We start from the raw sequence: 16,149 nt of genomic DNA, 5'->3' as shown, positions 1-16,149 counted from the left end.
TTAGCTGCCTCCCTCTTTACGCTTCTTCGCCAGTTTGAGCAGTTGGCTACTGACTTTAACGCCTGCGTGTTGGATCGCTTGTTCGTTCATTACAAACTCAATACGGTTATCGGCCGTGCGCTGCAGCGAAATACCGACGCGGGCATCATTGGGGTCTGCTTCGTCGACAACTAACAACACGCCGGAAGGAAAAGACTGAGGCAATTGGAGATCGGCCCCGGTGTTGGGGACGTAGAGTAATTGGCAAGTAGTGAGTTGTTGAGCGACCACATCAAGCGAGTCGATATAAACAACCTTGATACGGCGCTGCTGATAGGGTTTGTTGTCCAACTGCGCCAATGACTGGCGCGTTACATCCTGCGCGCCCAGCGCACACAGGGAGAATTGTGAGCCTTGTAATGCGGGCCACTCGATAAACTTAAGGAAGTTGTAGACGAACGCGACACGCAGACCCGCCTCTGATGCCTGAGCAGATGCCACCAAACAATGCACACTGAGGATTAAGCCTAACCCCCAGCGCAACATTAATTTGCTAGCCCATGTCACTTGCACCACAACCAAAAGTACCTCCTCTGACGCACGCACAAAGCGTGTTATCAGCCAAACCAAACCCTTGCGGCCATGGCTAGCAAGACAATAATTTTTATAAAAGGAATAACCCTGAGAAGAAATCAGTGACTTGAGAATAGCCCAGAGTTCAGCGCTTGGCGAAAATGTGCAGAAAATCACGCGGGAAAGAACTTCTGTGAAGGTAAGTGGTATTATGCCCACCCTTCCGAACCTACCCGAATGGCGTTTTTATGTTGTTGTTTGTCGATAACCTCACCAATGTCGATTTCAGTTTCCTTGACCCAGAGCGCGGATTATTGGGCGAAACCTGGCTGGCCAATGTGCGCCTTTTCGGCGAATTGGATGAACAGGGCATGGTGTGCGATTTCGGCACAGTGAAAAAAGTCCTGCGCCATTGGCTGGATACCGAGCTGGACCACCGCCTCGCGGTGCCTGTGCACTCACCCAATATCCGGATTGAAGAAGACGGTGATTTTTTGCAGATCCACTGGCAATTCGGCAACGATGGCGAATTTCTCAGCACCCGCTCACCGCGCGATGCAATCGCCTTGGTGGATGCGGAAATCCTCACCCAAGAGACTGTCGCCGCCTGGTGCATCACCCAACTCAAACAGCAATTTCCCATGACGGTGGCGCGTCTGGAATTGGATTTCACTCTGGAAGCAATGGACGGAGCTGCCTACTACCATTACAGCCACGGCTTGAAAAAACATCTGGGCAACTGTCAGCGTATCGCCCACGGCCATCGCTCGCGCATCGATATCTGGGCCAATGGCAAAAAATCACCCAAGCTGGAACAGCGCTGGGCCGATGAGTGGAAGGATATTTATATAGGCACACGCGACGATTTGACCGATAAACTACAACACGCCGGTATAAGTTATTACCAGTTTAATTACGAGGCGCAGCAAGGCCCGTTTGAAATTATCCTACCTGCGCGTTGCTGTTATCTAATCGACACCGACAGCACCGTGGAATTTATTGCACACCATATCGCGCAAAAAACCCGGCAGGAAAATCCCGAAGCCTTTATTCGAGTGAAGGCCTATGAAGGGATTAATAAAGGCGCGATTGCCGAAGCCTAACGATTTACCGGCTCGCAAGCCGCGAGCCAATCACTGTGCAATGCCAATCAGGCATTGCGCAGCAGCATCACAAAAGGTATTAGCGTCAACCCCGCCACAAACATAATTCCCAGCGCGACTGCAATAAAACGAATGGGCTGCGCGCAAAAATGTTGCCACACACTGGGTACCTGCCCTGCTTCCACCAACTGCGCATAATTTTGCTGCTGGCGAACAGCGCGCTCCGCTTGATACTCTCGAATCAACTCCCGCGCGCGCTCTTCTTGCGTGCCATCGGCTAACCAAATCGCATCCAAACCCACGCGGAAAAAACCCGCATCGGTTTCGTAATAATGAATCTGGTGTTCGTCCAAGATAGTGCGAATTTCCTGAGCTTCATCGTCAGGCACTTGCGCAAGTTTGAATAATAATCTGGCCATAATGTCCGGTTAATCTTGTTATTGAGGGCGCTAAGTGCGCAGGATAACAGTTCTCCCTCAGTGATTTGTATTAACTTGACAGCTCAGGCGTTTCATTTTCCGCGCCAGAGCGACTATGATCGACTTCAACACCCAATTTGAAAGATAAGGATGAACGCGTTGCTCTTTCGTATTGAACAGTCTGATATCGGGAATCAACCTACAGCCGATCCCATAGAGGGCACCTCTTCCGCAGCTACAGCCACCTCAAAACTGCAGCTGCATCTGTGTGGTGATTGGCAACTTGGCCATACACCGGACAGTGAAACCCTGATTGCCGCTATTCCAGCTGACTGCAACGGCATCGCCCTTACCACCAATGAACTACGACACTGGGATTCAAGCCTTGCAGTCACATTGCTACAACTTGCGCGCTGGTGTGAACAAAAACAGATTGCCTTGGATACCAGCGCCACACCCGAAACATTACAACAACTACTTAACCTGGCGACTGCCATTCCTCCATACCAGCCTGGCACCAACACCAATAAAATTAGCCTGCTCGCGCGCTTGCAAAAAACGATTACAGTCCAAGGCGAGGGTTTAACAAATACGCTCATTTTTATTGGGGACATCAGCCTTGCATTTACCCACTGGTTGCGAGGCAACGCAAAAACCCGCACACAGGATATTTTCTTTTTTATCGAGCAGGTGGGTCCGCGGGCGCTGGCAATCGTAACCTTGATTGCACTGCTCGTGGGTATGATTCTCGCCTACCTGGGTTCAGTACAGCTACGCCAATTAGGCGCACAAGTATATGTAGCCGATTTGGTTGCTATTGGAATGGTGCGGGAAATGGGTGCGCTGATGACCGCCGTCATAATGGCTGGGCGCACTGGCGCCGCTTACGCCGCGCAGCTGGGAACTATGCAGGTGAATGAAGAAATTGATGCACTGAAAACCATGGGAATTTCCGCCATGGAATTTTTAGTGCTGCCGCGTTTGTTGGCATTGGTTTTTATTATGCCGTTGCTGTGTATTTATGCCGATGTGGTCGGCATGTTGGGCGGTGCCTTGGTTGCCACCAGTATGGATGTCAATTTTAGCCAGTACATCTTGCAAACCCAGGGTGCGGTTGACTTGATGGATATCCTGGCAGGCCTGATAAAAAGTGTATTTTTTGGAGTGTTAATCGCTATCGCCGGTTGCCAGGCAGGCATTGAATGCGGTCGTAATTCCGATGCGGTGGGCATGGCAGCAACTAATGCCGTGGTGCGTGCCATTGTTTATCTGGTCGTCGCTGATGCTGCGTTTAATATTCTTTACGACAAGCTGGGTATTTAACGATGAATACCACTCCATTTATCAGCGTGCGCGATCTCAGCATCGGTTATGGCAGCCGGGTGGTGCAGCAAAACTTAAATTTTGATATTGGTAAAAACGACATATTTTTTATTATTGGCGGCAGCGGTTGTGGTAAAACCACATTACTCAAACACATGATTGGTTTAATTGCGCCCAGTAAAGGTCAGGTATTGTATGAAGGCGTTAATTACTATCAAGCGAGTGAAGATACCCGACTAAAACTGTTGCAGAGTTGGGGCATTACTTATCAATCCGGCGCTTTATTTTCCAGCATGACGCTTGCCGAAAATGTCGCCCTGCCCCTGCAGCTTTATACAGACTTGTCGGAAAAACAGATCGCCGAAACAGTCTCATACAAATTGTCGTTGGTGGGGCTGGCAGGTTACGAAACTTTTTATCCATCCGAAATTAGCGGCGGCATGCACAAACGCGCGGGGCTTGCACGCGCAATTGCACTCGACCCGCAATTATTATTTTTTGACGAGCCATCAGCAGGGTTAGACCCTATCAGCTCCTTGCGCCTTGACCAGTTAATCGTACAGATATGTAAAGCATTGGGGTCAACAGTGATTATCGTTTCACACGAGCTACCCAGTATTTTATCCATAGGAACCCACTGCGTGATTCTGGATGCACAGGCCAAAACCATGCTGGACTCAGGTGACCCGAAAGAATTACTCCATCACAGTCAGCACGAAAAAGTGCGCCAATTTTTAAGCCGTGCAGGAACAGCGGCAGCGGAGAATCAATGAAGAAGAATAAATCGCTCAGCATAGGTGCTTTTATCGTCGGTGCAATATTGCTGGTTTTTCTGGCACTCCTATTCTTTTCCGGCGGAGACTTGTTTTCGCAAAAGGAACGCGTAGTCATGTATTTCGAGGGCTCGGTGCAAGGCCTGCAAGTAGGCGCACCAATTAAACTAAAAGGCGTGATCCTGGGCGAAATAACCGACATTCAAATTAACTTTGACAGCAATGCGCAAGATAATGGCAACAAAAATAATTCCGCAAAAAACATTGTGACTGCAGTGACCGGTGATTTAGCGCTAAAACGTATCAGCCGCAAGGGAACTGAAGTGTCGATTGAATTCTTTGAAGAAGCCATAAAAAATGGGCTGCGTGCACAACTGAACTTCCAAAGCTTTTTAACAGGGCTACTCTACGTAGAATTGGATTTTTTCCCGGACACACCCGCTACACTTTATGGCTTCAAAAAAAATCACCTGGAGCTACCTACTGTTGCGACGGGTTTTGAAGAACTCACCAAAAACCTGCAAGAGATTAACTTGAAAGGTTTGGTTAATAATTTGGACAAGCTGACTTTGCACCTTAACAAAATTGTAGCAAGCGGCATGATTGAACAAACACTGGGTAGCGTCAAATCAGCAGCCGACAGTTTCACACTCACGGCCAACACAATGCGGCAGGACGTGAGTCTGCTCAGCAAGAATCTTAGCCACACCAGCAGCCAACTGGATCAATTATTGGCATCCCTTAACCAGCAAACACCGATAGTTGCCCATGAACTGAGAGCGAGCATGGTGCAGCTACAAAAAAGTTTAGTGGAATTGGATAAAGCCACTAATAGCGTACACCAAAGTTTTTCTGAAGATGCACCACTGATAAACCAGCTCAACGAAACACTCGACGAGGTAAGCCGTTCTGCACAGGCGTTCCGCACACTTAGTGAAACCATCGACCAACAACCTGAAGCATTTTTACGCGGTAAAAAGTTAACGGATAAGGATGAATAAGACTATGCGCGTTTTTATTATTTTATGTTTAGTCGGCAGTTTAATAACTGGCTGTCAGCAGTCGCCACGCAAACAATATTATTTGCTCAGTGCGACCCCCACAGCGAATCACGGGATAGCAATAACCCGAACGCTGGGATTGGGACCAATCGACGTTGCCGATTATTTACGTAATTCCCAAATAACGATTAATCGCAATGCCAATCATTTACTGACCACTGACAACGCCTACTGGGGCGAACCGTTACAAAAGGGAATTATGCGGGTGTTGACGGTAAATTTAATGAATCATCAACCAGACACCATCATCGAAGCATTTCCCTGGCGTAGTGATTCCGCGCCTAAATTCAGCTTGCGCCTCAGCATTTACGATTTACAAATAATCAATGGTGAAGCACTTATCAACGCCAGCTGGAAATTAATCAATAACGAAACCAAAGCCGTGCTGACACAGCAACATTTTGTGCGCAACAAACCCAGCGGAGATAGCCCTGCACAAATTGCTGGAATTTACAGTAAATTGCTGGTCGAATTGGCGGGAGAAATGAATAAAGCCATTGCGCTACAAAACTAACCACGATGAATTTTTGTTTATTGGGGTGGCCATTATTTACGAGCATCCCTTATCAAAGCACGACAGTTTGCATCAGGCGCGTCACCATCTTCCACAAATGCAAGCAGTGCTGCGAAAGGGGTTAGTAGCGCCCCCAATACAATAGCAGTGACACCACGATTGGCTGTTTTTTCCTTGTCGATTCCAATTGATGGGGATTTAAGATCTCCGGTGATCGTAATCGGAATGCGCAACGAAAGCAGACTGTTATCTTTAGGTTTTGCATCCAAACGTGCATCAATCATTTCATCTTTTAAATCGATATCCACATTGCCAACCAACAGTGAATCCTTCGTATCCAGAGCCACCACATTAGAACTGAGCAATCCATCTTTAACATTAAAATTCATTACGCCACAATTAATACGCGTGGATTTATCTTTCCCCAGAAACAGTGGCAGCGCCTGCCCAATGTCGAGATCAGCCGCTTCGATCAACAGTAAACTGATTTCTCCGCCAGACATGATTAACGCTAAATCGCCGTTGCTGGTTGCGAGCACGTCGGCGAGCGATTTACCCTCTCCAGCGAGAGACAACTTCCCTCCGAACAAGCCGTTAGTGTTGGATTCAAAACGTGTGCCTTTAAAAAATTGAGTGAGATTTAGCTGACGCAATTTTAAATTCATTTTCATGGGTGGCAATGCAGGGTTCGCATCAATTTCAATTGTGCCCTCCACCCTGCCGTCGGCAAGCACAAGATTGAGCGGATCAAGTTTTAAAACCCCGGCGCGCAAATCGAAGTGCACATCCATTCCTTTAAAGGGTAAGTTCGGTGCCTCCACTTTTTCAGCTTTTAAATGTATGTTTAGATCGGTAGCCAGTAAACGCTCGCGACTCAAAGGAACATCAGGAATTAATTTTGTGGACTTGCGCGAATCACTATTGGGCGAGAGGCCAATAAATCCACCGAGATCTGCAGCATCCAACACACTGGATGTTAAATCTGCAGTTAAAAAACCACGCTCGCCACCAATAGCGTATGCCAGAGTACCCGCCAAATCACTGCTTCCCACCTGCCCTTTAAAATCGCGATAGGCCCATACAGTGCCGGATTTGGTGAGCTGACCTTCCAAGGTGTAATTCGGTGTAGGTGGCAAAGGGATGGCGGTGAGGTAAAAAATATCGGCGAGATTAGCCCCTTCTATTTTTAATACCGCATCGACACCCTCCATTTTTATCGGGTCCTGAAATCGCCCATCAATCGATACCTTGGTGTCACCCATTTCAAGTTGTATGCGCAATGGAAAAGACACTGAAGCATCGCGTAACTCGCTCAACGCGCCACCAAACGCAACAATACTGAAATCTTGCTCCTGTAATTTCCCTGTTCCTCTCACCGCATAACCTTTTTCAAAACCCGGACCAGTGGAAAAGGTAGTTTTGTCATTTGCCGTAACAGAATCCAATTTCAAATCAAGATCCAAGCCCTTAAAGCCATCTTTAAAAAAGATGCGCCCGCGACTGATTTTCAGTTGATCAATAACCGGGAAATCATAGCGACCATCCGGAACCATTTCATCGGCTTGCGTTTTAGTGAGCGAGGAAAAATTCCAATTGGTGACATCAACTGATTTTCGCTCCAAAAAAATTTCAGGTGCGATAATACTGACTTCGCTGATATTAATATAACCGCGCAACAAATTGAGCGGTTTAAACCGGAGATTAACAAGTTCGACCCGCGCCATATCCGGCTCGCTAAAATCGGTGGCATTTCGTAAACGCAGTTTTTCAACATGAATGTGGGTGTATGCCCAATGCCATTCGACCTTGATTTTGCCCTCTACTGCTACTTCACGTTCCAAAAATTGGCTTCCTTTGACTTCGATCAACGCGCGCAACAAAGATTCGGAAAATAGTATGACGCTCAGCAGGCTCACTGAAATCAGTAACACAGCGGCAGCGATGACTCCAACTAATGTCGATACAAAGGGACGCTTAGGCAGGTAAAACAGAGGCATAAAAAATCCAAAGAAGGGTTCAGTTTAATCATCGCTGCAAATGTATTCAGAACTCTGTGCGCGGCCGCACTTACCCTAAAATTGGCCTTCTCGCGCCACCCGCCAACCTTTGCAGACAAGGCGCCTTAACTGGGGCTATGATGTGATTGTGAATCGCTACTGAAAGGAAACCCACCATGAAAGTCGCCATATTCAGTACCAAACCCTACGATCGCGAATTTTTAACGAACGCCAACAGCGCACTTACCCAACCCCATGAACTAGTGTTTCATGAAACCCAGCTCAATCCACAATCCGCGCTGCTTGCGCAAGGCTGCACTGCCGTGTGTTGCTTTGTGAACGACCACCTGGATGCAACCGCCTTGCAACAATTGACCAATCTGGGAGTGAAATTAATTGCCCTGCGTTGCGCCGGTTTTAATCAGGTAGATTTGGTGGCCGCAAAAAACCTCGGCATAGTTGTTGCGCGCGTCGCCGAATATTCTCCCCATGCCGTTGCGGAACACGCGTTGGGCTTGATCCTTATGCTCAACAGGAATTTGCATCGTGCCTATCACCGCGTGCGTGAAAATGATTATTCATTAAATGGGTTGCTCGGTTTTGATATGGTGAATAAAACTGTGGCGGTAATTGGCACCGGAAAAATCGGCCAGGTATTTGCAAAAATTGTGCAGGGTCTTGGGTGCAGAGTAATAGCCTATGACCCCCAACCCGCACCGATCCTCGCCGCGAATGGAGTGAATTACGTGGCGCTCAGCGATATATGGCCTACGGCCGATATTATTTCCCTGCACTGCCCACTCGATAAAAACACTCATCATTTAATCAATGCCGACGCAATTAGCCTAATGAAAGCGGGGGTGATGCTGATTAATACCGGGCGCGGTGGATTAATTGATACGCCGGCAGTGATTGACGGTTTAAAAAGCAAAAAAATTGGTTACCTTGGTTTGGATGTTTACGAAGAGGAAGGTGATTTATTTTTTGAAGACAATTCCAACCTCCTGCTGCAAGACGATGTATTTGCACGCTTGCTGACCTTCCCCAATGTGGTGATCACCGGCCACCAGGCATTTTTTACGCGCGAGGCATTAACTGCCATCGCTGCTATTACGCTTGCAAATATCACGCACTTTGAGAGTGAAGAATTATCACAGATGTGCATCGTGAATTAATTGACTGGTCAATGGCACAAAGGAATAGTTCGATGGATAGCATCACTGATTCAACCGCCGACGATTCGCCCTCACTAAAAGATCCCCCATTAGTGGATGACGCCCACGCCCAAACACCAGAACAATTATTTAGCGTGCTTAATTGCAGCGCCGTTGGCCTCACCGAGGCTGAGGCCACTGCAAGGCGTAGGCGCTGGGGCGACAACCAATTGCCGGTTACGCCACCAACTCCCGCTTGGCGCCGCTGGTTGCGGCAATTCCACAACCTGTTTATTTACGTGTTGTTAATTAGCTCGGCGATTAGCCTGCTGCTCCAGCATTGGATCGACGCAGGCGTGATTTTTACCGTCATGTTGATCAATGCTGGCATAGGTTATGTGCAAGAAGGAAAAGCCGAAGCGGCACTGCGCGCAATTATGTCGTTGAGCAAAAGCCTATGCATGGTGGTGCGCAGCAATGCGGGCATGGTGAGCGCCGGCATCACTATTGACAGCAGCCATCTGGTGCCGGGTGACTTGGTGATGTTGCAAGCGGGTGATCGCGTACCCGCTGATTTACGCTTGATTGAAGTCAGGGAGCTGCGCTGCGATGAAGCCCTGCTGACCGGTGAATCCCAATCCACCTCCAAAAAAACAACTACGCTCCCAGCCGACACCTTACTGGCAGAGCGCCACAACATGGCCTACATGGGCACGCTAGTGACGCAAGGCACTGCGCGCGGGCTGGTAGTTAACACTGGCAGCCGTACTCAAATCGGCGCTATCAATAAACTCGTGCAGAAAGTCGAAGTCACTGAAACACCCTTACAGCGCCAGCTAGGCAAACTCGCACAGCAGCTGACATTCGTGATTTTGGTGGTGACGGCAGCAACTATGGCCTTTGGTATTTTGATGCGCGACTACACTATCGCGCAGATGTTCCAGGCGGCCATTGGTATCGCCGTCGCCGCCATTCCTGAAGGACTACCCGCAATAGTGACTATTGCCTTGGCATTGGGTGTGGGGCGCATGGCAACGGAACATGCGCTGGTGCGCCGCCTGCCCGCAGTGGAAGTGCTGGGTTCGGTGGATGTGATCTGCACCGATAAAACCGGCACCCTTACCGCCAATGCCATGACTGCGCGCCAGTTGATTACCGCCAATAACCATTATCTGATCAGTGGCGAAGGCTATGAACCGCGCGGGGATTTCCGCCGCAAGGGTGAACACCACGCCAGCTCAATTCACACTGATGATCAGCAGTTGGCCAGCGCCTGCCGCATCGCGCTGTTATGCAACGACGCCAACCTCACACATGACAACAATCGTTGGCAGCTGCATGGCGACCCAACCGAAGGGGCACTCTACGTGTTGGCGCTCAAATTTGGCCTGTCCGCTGAGCGGGCACAACTGAGGCCGAGGCTGGATGCACTTCCGTTTGAGTCGGAAAAGCGTTACATGGCGGTATCAAACAGCGCTGAAAATGGTGCCCAAACCATGGCCGTAAAAGGGGCGCCCGACCGGCTGCTGGAACTTTGCCAATGGCAGTTAGGTATCACCGGAAATGAGCCGCTAGATAAAACTTACTGGCTACAGCAACTCAATAATCTGGCCGCGCAAGGCATGCGGGTAATGGCGCTGGCCTACAAACATCTTCCCGACGACCAGCAATCGCTAACACACCAGGATATGGACGAAGGCCTGGTGATGGTGGCACTCGCCGGTTTGAGCGATCCGCCCCGCCCCGAGGCAATTGCCGCGATTGATACCTGCCACAGTGCCGGCATCCGGGTGATGATGATTACCGGCGACAATCCGGTCACTGCAGCTGCCATCGGTAAGGAGCTAGGGCTCAATGCCAAACGGGTGATGACCGGTGCCGAACTGGACTTACTGGGCTCCGCTGATTTCAGCCAGATCGCCGAAACGGTGGACATTTTTGCGCGCACCAGCCCCGCCAATAAATTGCAATTAGTTGAAGCCTTACAAACACGCCACCACACGGTTGCCATGACCGGTGACGGGGTTAACGATGCCCCCGCCCTGCGCACTGCTGACATCGGCATCGCGATGGGCATGAAAGGGACAGACGCCGCGCGCGAGGCAAGCGCCTTTGTGCTGACCGATGACAACTTCGCCACTATTGAGCAGGCCGTCGCTGAAGGGCGCACCATCTACGACAATATCGTCAAATCCATCGCTTTTATCCTGCCGACCGACTTGGCCGAGGCGAGCATTATTATCCTCGCCATAGTGTTTGGCTGGATGCTACCCATCACCCCGGCGCAAATTCTCTGGGTCAACACCATCACCGCTGTCACCCTCGCGTTGGCGCTGGTATTTGAACGGAGCGAGGCTAACATCATGGCGCGCCCGCCGCGTAACCGCCGCCAGGGCTTACTCACCACTGCGTTGCTATACCGGATTTTGCTGGTCGGTGGGCTGGGAGCCGCCACCGTATTTGCGCTGTTTCGCTGGAAGCTGGAACAGGGAGCGAGTATCGAACAGGCACGCGCTATGGCGGTGAATGCGCTAGTGCTGTTTGAATGTTTTTATCTGCTGACAGCGCGCACGTTTTACGATTCGATCTGGCACACTCGGTATTGGCAAGGCATACGCCCCAGCCTCCTGGCGATTATTGTGGTAGTTATCTTCCAGTTGCTGTTCACCTATCTTCCTCTGAGCCACACCATTTTTGCCGTCGCCGCTCTAAGCCTTGCGGATTGGCTGATCATTGCACTTGCCACCAGCCCGATCTTGCTGGTGGTCGAGCTGGAGAAAGTTATCGCCCGACGTTACAACAAAATCACCAAGGGAGTATCAGCCCATGCCCGGTTTTGAACGCCTGCTACCCGAGCCGCTGCTGATACTGGAGGAGCTTGCCGCTGACTTGCATTGGAACTGGAACCACGCCAGCGACCAACTCTGGTGCAGCCTGAATACCGAGGTTTGGGAGCAGACCCGCAACCCGGTAAGTGTGCTGCAACTCACCAGCGGTGCCACACTCGAACGGCTCGCCGGTGACCCCGTATTTCTTACGCAACTTCAGCAAGTTGTCGATGCACGGCGATATTATCTGCTCGACCCGGGTTGGTACTCGCGCACCTATCTCAACCAACCCGATAAACCCAACACCGGGGTGCGCGGTATCGCCTACTTCAGTATGGAGTTTGGCATTTGCGATGCCCTGCCGCTCTATGCTGGCGGGTTGGGTATTCTCGCTGGCGACTATCTCAAAACCGCGAGCGATTTGGGGCTGCCGCTGGTGGGGATTGGGCTCTTGTATCAAGAGGGTTATTTTCGCCAAAGCATGAACCGCGATGGCTGGCAGGAAGAAACTTATCTCTATAACGACCCTGGCAGTTTGCCCATCCGCCCCCTGCGCGACAGCGATGGCCGCTGGCTGGATATCGAAACCGGATTTTTATGCCGCCGGGTGCGGTTTCGTATCTGGGTAGCACAGGTCGGCAAAGTAAAACTTTATCTGCTCGACAGCAATCATCCCTGCAATCAGCCACACGACCGCGGTATCACCAGCAAACTCTACGGTGGCGGTACCGAGCTGCGGCTGGTGCAGGAAATCGCGCTGGGCATTGGCGGCTGGCGGCTGATTGAAACGCTCGGGTTGGATATCGACATCTGCCACCTGAACGAAGGCCACGCGGCCTTTGCCACGCTTGAGCGCATCCGCAGCTTCAGCGTGGAAAATAACACCAGCTTTTGGGAGTCACTCTGGGCAACGCGCGCGGGCAACTTGTTTACCACTCATACGCCCGTTGCCGCCGGGTTTGATCGCTACCCCACCGAATTATTGCGCCGTTATGCGGGAGAATCGGCGCTGGCAATGGGGGTGACGCTGGACGATATTCTGGTCCTCGGGCGCGCCGATCCCAAAAATACCAATGAACCCTTTAACATGGCCTATCTCGCTATGCGCACTTGCGCGCACAGCAACGGCGTAAGCGAACTGCACGGGCGTGTGAGCCAGCGGATCTTCCAACCCTTATTTCCGCGCTGGCCCGAGCGCGAGGTGCCCGTAAGCCATGTCACTAACGGCGTACATATGCCGACCTGGGATTCCCCCGAAGCCGATGCCATCTGGACCCAAGCCTATGGCAAAGAGCGGTGGAGGGATGACCTGCAAAAAATGAATCCCAACGCCCTGCAACAAGTCACTGACCAACAGCTCTGGCATATGGCCGCCAGCGGACGGGCGCGTTTGGTGGACTACGCCCGCCAGCGTTTCGCGCGCCAATGGCGCCATGAAGTACTCGTTGAAACCAACCTGCCCCCGGGCTCCCCCAACTGCGAGATTCCGATTGAACTGCCGCTCGACCCCAATATTCTCACCCTGGGTTTTGCGCGGCGTTTCGCCGAGTACAAGCGCCCTGATTTACTGCTGCATGACCCTGAGCGACTGGCACGTATCCTGTGTAATCCCAAATACCCGGTGCAGTTGATTGTCGCGGGCAAGGCGCATCCAGCCGACACTATCGGCAAAACCAAACTGCAGGGTTGGCAGAGGTTTTTGCTACGGCCAGAGGTAGCGGAGCATTTGCTCTTTATCGAAGATTACGACATCAGCCTCGCGCAACATTTGGTTCAAGGTGTGGATGTGTGGATTAACAACCCGCGCCGCCCCTGGGAAGCCAGTGGTACCAGCGGGATGAAAATCCTGGTTAATGGCGGATTGAATTTATCCACATTGGATGGCTGGTGGGCCGAGGCTTACAAAGCGGAATTTGGCTGGGCGCTTGGTGACGGCGAGGAGCATGATCCTGCGCAAGACAGCGCTGACGCGGAGCAACTTTATCGACTGTTGGAAAACGACATTATCCCGCGCTTTTACGCGCGCGATGCCGAAGACATACCCCGTGAATGGATTGAGCAGATGCGCAGCAGCATGGCGCAACTCACACCGCGTTTTAGCAGTAATCGCATGCTGCAGGAATACATCGAGAAGCATTACCTACCCGCCGCCACGGCGTTTCAGGCGCGGGTTGAAAACCACGGTCAGCTCGCCAAAACCCTCAATGACTGGACGCGACATTTACACAGGCATTGGCATGAAATTCATATCGGAGAGCGCAGTTTCACTGACGCCGAGACAGGCTGGCGGTTGGAGGTGAATATCTACCTCGGGGCGATTACACCGGACAATATTACCGTGGAGGCAATCGCCGATAACGAGGGCAAACAGCCCGCAGAACGCATCAGCCTGACACTTACCCGCGCCGGTATCGCCAACACCTATCACTACAGCGGCTTGCTGCCGAAGGCCCGCCCCGCTGGCGATTTTAGCCTGCGGGTGATTCCCGCTCACCCACAGGTGCAAGTGCCAATCGAGACCACTCTGATTTGTTGGCAGACGTAATCATCAATACATGACCTGGAGAGGTAGGCCTCAGGATTTAATTCGGGGTTTTCTTTTCGCTGCGCCGCATGGGCATGCCGTCAATTAACGTAAATAACTTCTGGCTGGAAACCATCTGACTCTCTCGCAGCTTTATGCCACCATCCTTACCGATCAGTACCACCTGAAACTTATCATCCTTGGCAATACCCAAGGCAGTTTTGACGGACAACGCGTTTATAGTTGCCATCTCAGGCTGTTTGGTCATGGCGACAAGCACATCATTGTGAATCTGGAAAACAACCAAATCCCGCTCCTCAAAGGCATCCTTGTTTTGAGTAAATTCTTGTACCTGCCCAAGAAATTCGTCAGTGGAATTATCTGCTGTATAAATTACGAGAATCCTGTATTGCCACTGATACACACCAAAAGGATTGTCCTGGCTCACAGCAACAGACATGGAGAAGAAACTCAGGATAAAAATAAAAACCGATCTCATAAACTTTACCCTCCGCGCGTAATTGGCTTTTTTTGCCTCGGGCGAAGCCCTTAGTCGGCTTGCAATTAACAAATCCTCACTCGGGCGATGCAGACCCGATGTTATAGTACCAATCACTTTTTATCCCCCACCTTAGTACTTACTATCCGCAGTTCACAACCGTTATTTGAGAAAACCTATGCTTGACAAGGATCTACCCGCTCCAGCGACATTCAGCACCGGAGCCCCCCAAACCTTGGGGTTCGCTCAACAAATGTCAACCCGCTTCGCCTTCCTCATCACTGGCCTCGCCATGTCCGCTTGGGCGCCGCTGATTCCGTTTGTCAAAGCGCGCCTCGCGATTGGCGAATCCACACTCGGCCTCTTAATCCTGTGTTTTGGTGTTGGATCACTACTCGCCATGCCAGTCACGGGATTATTAGTGAATCGCTACGGGTGCCGCCGTGTTATCACCAGCAGCCTATTGTTGATGTGTTTGAGTTTGGTGTGCCTCGCGATCGCTCCCGGCGTGCCGGGCATGGCTGTTAACTTGCTGATATTCGGGATGATGCTCGGCGCGACCGACGTGGCCATGAACATGCAAGCCGTAGTCGTGGAAAAAGCCAGCGGCCGGGCGATGATGTCGGGCTTCCACGGTTTTTACAGTTTGGGCGGGATATTCGGGGCAGTGGTAATGAGCGCATTGTTGTGGCTGGGTTTATCGCCCTTTCACGCGCTCTTGAGCCTCACCTCCGTATTGCTGCTGATGCTGGCCTATTGCGCAAAAGATCTTTTACCCAAGAGCAATAACGACAACAACCCCGACAACATCAGCGGCGAACGCGAACCCTTTTTTGTATTGCCGCGCGGCAAAGTATTACTGCTCGGCAGCCTCTGTTTTATCGCCTTTTTATCGGAAGGTGCGGTGCTGGATTGGAGCGCTGTATTCCTCAACAGCGTACGCGAGATCGATCCTGTCCACGCCGGTTTGGGCTATGCCTGTTTCTCTGTCGCTATGACCATTGGCCGTTTCACTGGCGATAAAATTGTTAACGCCCTCGGCGGCACCCGGGTTGTGCTTTGGGGCGGGCTCTGCGCCGCCACAGGATTTTTATTCGTCGTATTTGTCCCCTTTACTGCCGTCGCATTTATCGGTTTTACACTAATCGGCGTGGGCGCGTCCAACATAGTGCCGGTGCTATTTACCGCCGCCGGCAATCAAGATTCCATGCCGATGGGCTTGGCAATTTCAGCAGTGGTCAGTATGGGTTATGCGGGATTATTGGCAGGTCCAGCGGTGATTGGTTTTATCGCGGAGTTGAGCAGTTTGAATGTGTCGTTTGGGATTGTTGCGCTGGGGCTGTTGGCGCTGGCAGCATCGGCTAAAAAAGCGACTAGCAAATAGTGTAGCCACATTATTGGT

13 protein-coding genes are annotated in these 16,149 nt (G+C 51.1%); 9 read left to right on the top strand and 4 right to left on the bottom strand.

The genetic code is table 11. The features are described from left to right. Complete coding sequence (locus tag B4E62_RS01340; RefSeq protein WP_310071942.1) at window positions 1-555, bottom strand: YfiR family protein; 555 nt, start codon at window positions 553-555, stop codon at window positions 1-3. 245 nt (window positions 556-800) lie between these two features. Here B4E62_RS01340 and B4E62_RS01335 point away from each other — a divergent pair, with 245 nt between their 5' ends. Next, a complete protein-coding gene (locus tag B4E62_RS01335) occupies window positions 801-1,655 on the top strand; it encodes a 6-carboxytetrahydropterin synthase (protein ID WP_331350764.1) in 855 nt (284 codons plus the stop codon). A gap of 47 nt (window positions 1,656-1,702) precedes the next feature. Here the strand turns inward: B4E62_RS01335 and B4E62_RS01330 are convergent, their stop codons facing one another. After that, entirely contained in the window at window positions 1,703-2,074 is a 372-nt protein-coding gene (locus tag B4E62_RS01330; protein ID WP_310071938.1) for a DUF6164 family protein, read from the bottom strand. A gap of 150 nt (window positions 2,075-2,224) precedes the next feature. Here B4E62_RS01330 and B4E62_RS01325 point away from each other — a divergent pair, with 150 nt between their 5' ends. From B4E62_RS01325 to B4E62_RS01310, 4 genes are read left to right on the top strand one after another with little or no spacing between them, the layout of a single operon-like run. Further along, complete coding sequence (locus B4E62_RS01325) at window positions 2,225-3,397, top strand: ABC transporter permease (RefSeq protein WP_310071937.1); 1,173 nt, start codon at window positions 2,225-2,227, stop codon at window positions 3,395-3,397. Window positions 3,398-3,399: 2 nt separating this feature from the next. Beyond that, window positions 3,400-4,170, top strand: a complete 771-nt coding sequence (locus B4E62_RS01320) for an ABC transporter ATP-binding protein (protein WP_331350763.1) — start codon at window positions 3,400-3,402, stop codon at window positions 4,168-4,170. Further along, the gene (locus B4E62_RS01315; protein WP_310071934.1) at window positions 4,167-5,171 is read left to right on the top strand and encodes an MlaD family protein; all 1,005 of its coding nucleotides are present in this window, start codon (window positions 4,167-4,169) and stop codon (window positions 5,169-5,171) included. The genes B4E62_RS01320 and B4E62_RS01315 overlap by 4 nt, the downstream gene beginning before the upstream one ends. Continuing rightward, window positions 5,164-5,745, top strand: coding sequence for a PqiC family protein (locus B4E62_RS01310; protein ID WP_331350762.1), 582 nt, complete (start codon window positions 5,164-5,166; stop codon window positions 5,743-5,745). The genes B4E62_RS01315 and B4E62_RS01310 overlap by 8 nt, the downstream gene beginning before the upstream one ends. Before the next feature lie 32 nt (window positions 5,746-5,777). Here B4E62_RS01310 and B4E62_RS01305 read toward each other — a convergent pair whose 3' ends face one another. Next, window positions 5,778-7,742, bottom strand: coding sequence for an AsmA family protein (locus B4E62_RS01305; protein ID WP_331350761.1), 1,965 nt, complete (start codon window positions 7,740-7,742; stop codon window positions 5,778-5,780). Between the two features lie 176 nt (window positions 7,743-7,918). Here B4E62_RS01305 and B4E62_RS01300 point away from each other — a divergent pair, with 176 nt between their 5' ends. Genes B4E62_RS01300 through glgP form a run of 3 tightly spaced genes read left to right on the top strand, consistent with a single transcriptional unit; the run spans window position 7,919 to window position 14,269 of the window. Beyond that, window positions 7,919-8,917 carry a 2-hydroxyacid dehydrogenase gene (locus tag B4E62_RS01300; protein WP_331350760.1) on the top strand — a complete coding sequence of 333 codons (999 nt, stop codon included), beginning with the start codon at window positions 7,919-7,921 and terminating at the stop codon, window positions 8,915-8,917. Window positions 8,918-8,949: 32 nt separating this feature from the next. Beyond that, the gene (locus B4E62_RS01295; protein WP_331350759.1) at window positions 8,950-11,736 is read left to right on the top strand and encodes an HAD-IC family P-type ATPase; all 2,787 of its coding nucleotides are present in this window, start codon (window positions 8,950-8,952) and stop codon (window positions 11,734-11,736) included. Further along, window positions 11,723-14,269 carry an alpha-glucan family phosphorylase gene (gene glgP / locus B4E62_RS01290; protein ID WP_331350758.1) on the top strand — a complete coding sequence of 849 codons (2,547 nt, stop codon included), beginning with the start codon at window positions 11,723-11,725 and terminating at the stop codon, window positions 14,267-14,269. Before B4E62_RS01295 ends, glgP begins: the two co-directional genes overlap by 14 nt. Window positions 14,270-14,306: 37 nt before the next feature. Here the strand turns inward: glgP and B4E62_RS01285 are convergent, their stop codons facing one another. Next, window positions 14,307-14,747: a DUF4174 domain-containing protein gene (locus B4E62_RS01285; RefSeq protein WP_331350757.1), complete on the bottom strand. Its 441-nt coding sequence runs from the start codon at window positions 14,745-14,747 to the stop codon at window positions 14,307-14,309. Between the two features lie 178 nt (window positions 14,748-14,925). Between B4E62_RS01285 and B4E62_RS01280 the strand changes: the two genes are divergently transcribed. Beyond that, window positions 14,926-16,131 carry an MFS transporter gene (locus B4E62_RS01280; protein WP_331350756.1) on the top strand — a complete coding sequence of 402 codons (1,206 nt, stop codon included), beginning with the start codon at window positions 14,926-14,928 and terminating at the stop codon, window positions 16,129-16,131. Window positions 16,132-16,149 lie beyond the last annotated feature (18 nt).

The organism is Cellvibrio sp. UBA7671, assembly GCA_002483145.1.
Lineage (GTDB): Bacteria > Pseudomonadota > Gammaproteobacteria > Pseudomonadales > Cellvibrionaceae > Cellvibrio > Cellvibrio fibrivorans.
This window is presented reverse-complemented; position numbering and strand designations above follow the sequence as displayed.

Excerpts from the sequence above, each read along its gene's own strand:
- B4E62_RS01335 (WP_331350764.1), top strand. The coding sequence starts at position 801 with ATGTTGTTGTTTGTCGATAACCTCACCAATGTCGATTTCAGTTTCCTT.
- B4E62_RS01330 (WP_310071938.1), bottom strand. The coding sequence starts at position 2,074 with ATGGCCAGATTATTATTCAAACTTGCGCAAGTGCCTGACGATGAAGCT.
- B4E62_RS01325 (WP_310071937.1), top strand. The coding sequence starts at position 2,225 with ATGAACGCGTTGCTCTTTCGTATTGAACAGTCTGATATCGGGAATCAA.
- B4E62_RS01320 (WP_331350763.1), top strand. The coding sequence starts at position 3,400 with ATGAATACCACTCCATTTATCAGCGTGCGCGATCTCAGCATCGGTTAT.
- B4E62_RS01315 (WP_310071934.1), top strand. The coding sequence starts at position 4,167 with ATGAAGAAGAATAAATCGCTCAGCATAGGTGCTTTTATCGTCGGTGCA.
- B4E62_RS01310 (WP_331350762.1), top strand. The coding sequence starts at position 5,164 with ATGAATAAGACTATGCGCGTTTTTATTATTTTATGTTTAGTCGGCAGT.
- B4E62_RS01305 (WP_331350761.1), bottom strand. The coding sequence starts at position 7,742 with ATGCCTCTGTTTTACCTGCCTAAGCGTCCCTTTGTATCGACATTAGTT.
- B4E62_RS01300 (WP_331350760.1), top strand. The coding sequence starts at position 7,919 with ATGAAAGTCGCCATATTCAGTACCAAACCCTACGATCGCGAATTTTTA.
- B4E62_RS01295 (WP_331350759.1), top strand. The coding sequence starts at position 8,950 with ATGGATAGCATCACTGATTCAACCGCCGACGATTCGCCCTCACTAAAA.
- glgP (WP_331350758.1), top strand. The coding sequence starts at position 11,723 with ATGCCCGGTTTTGAACGCCTGCTACCCGAGCCGCTGCTGATACTGGAG.
- B4E62_RS01285 (WP_331350757.1), bottom strand. The coding sequence starts at position 14,747 with ATGAGATCGGTTTTTATTTTTATCCTGAGTTTCTTCTCCATGTCTGTT.
- B4E62_RS01280 (WP_331350756.1), top strand. The coding sequence starts at position 14,926 with ATGCTTGACAAGGATCTACCCGCTCCAGCGACATTCAGCACCGGAGCC.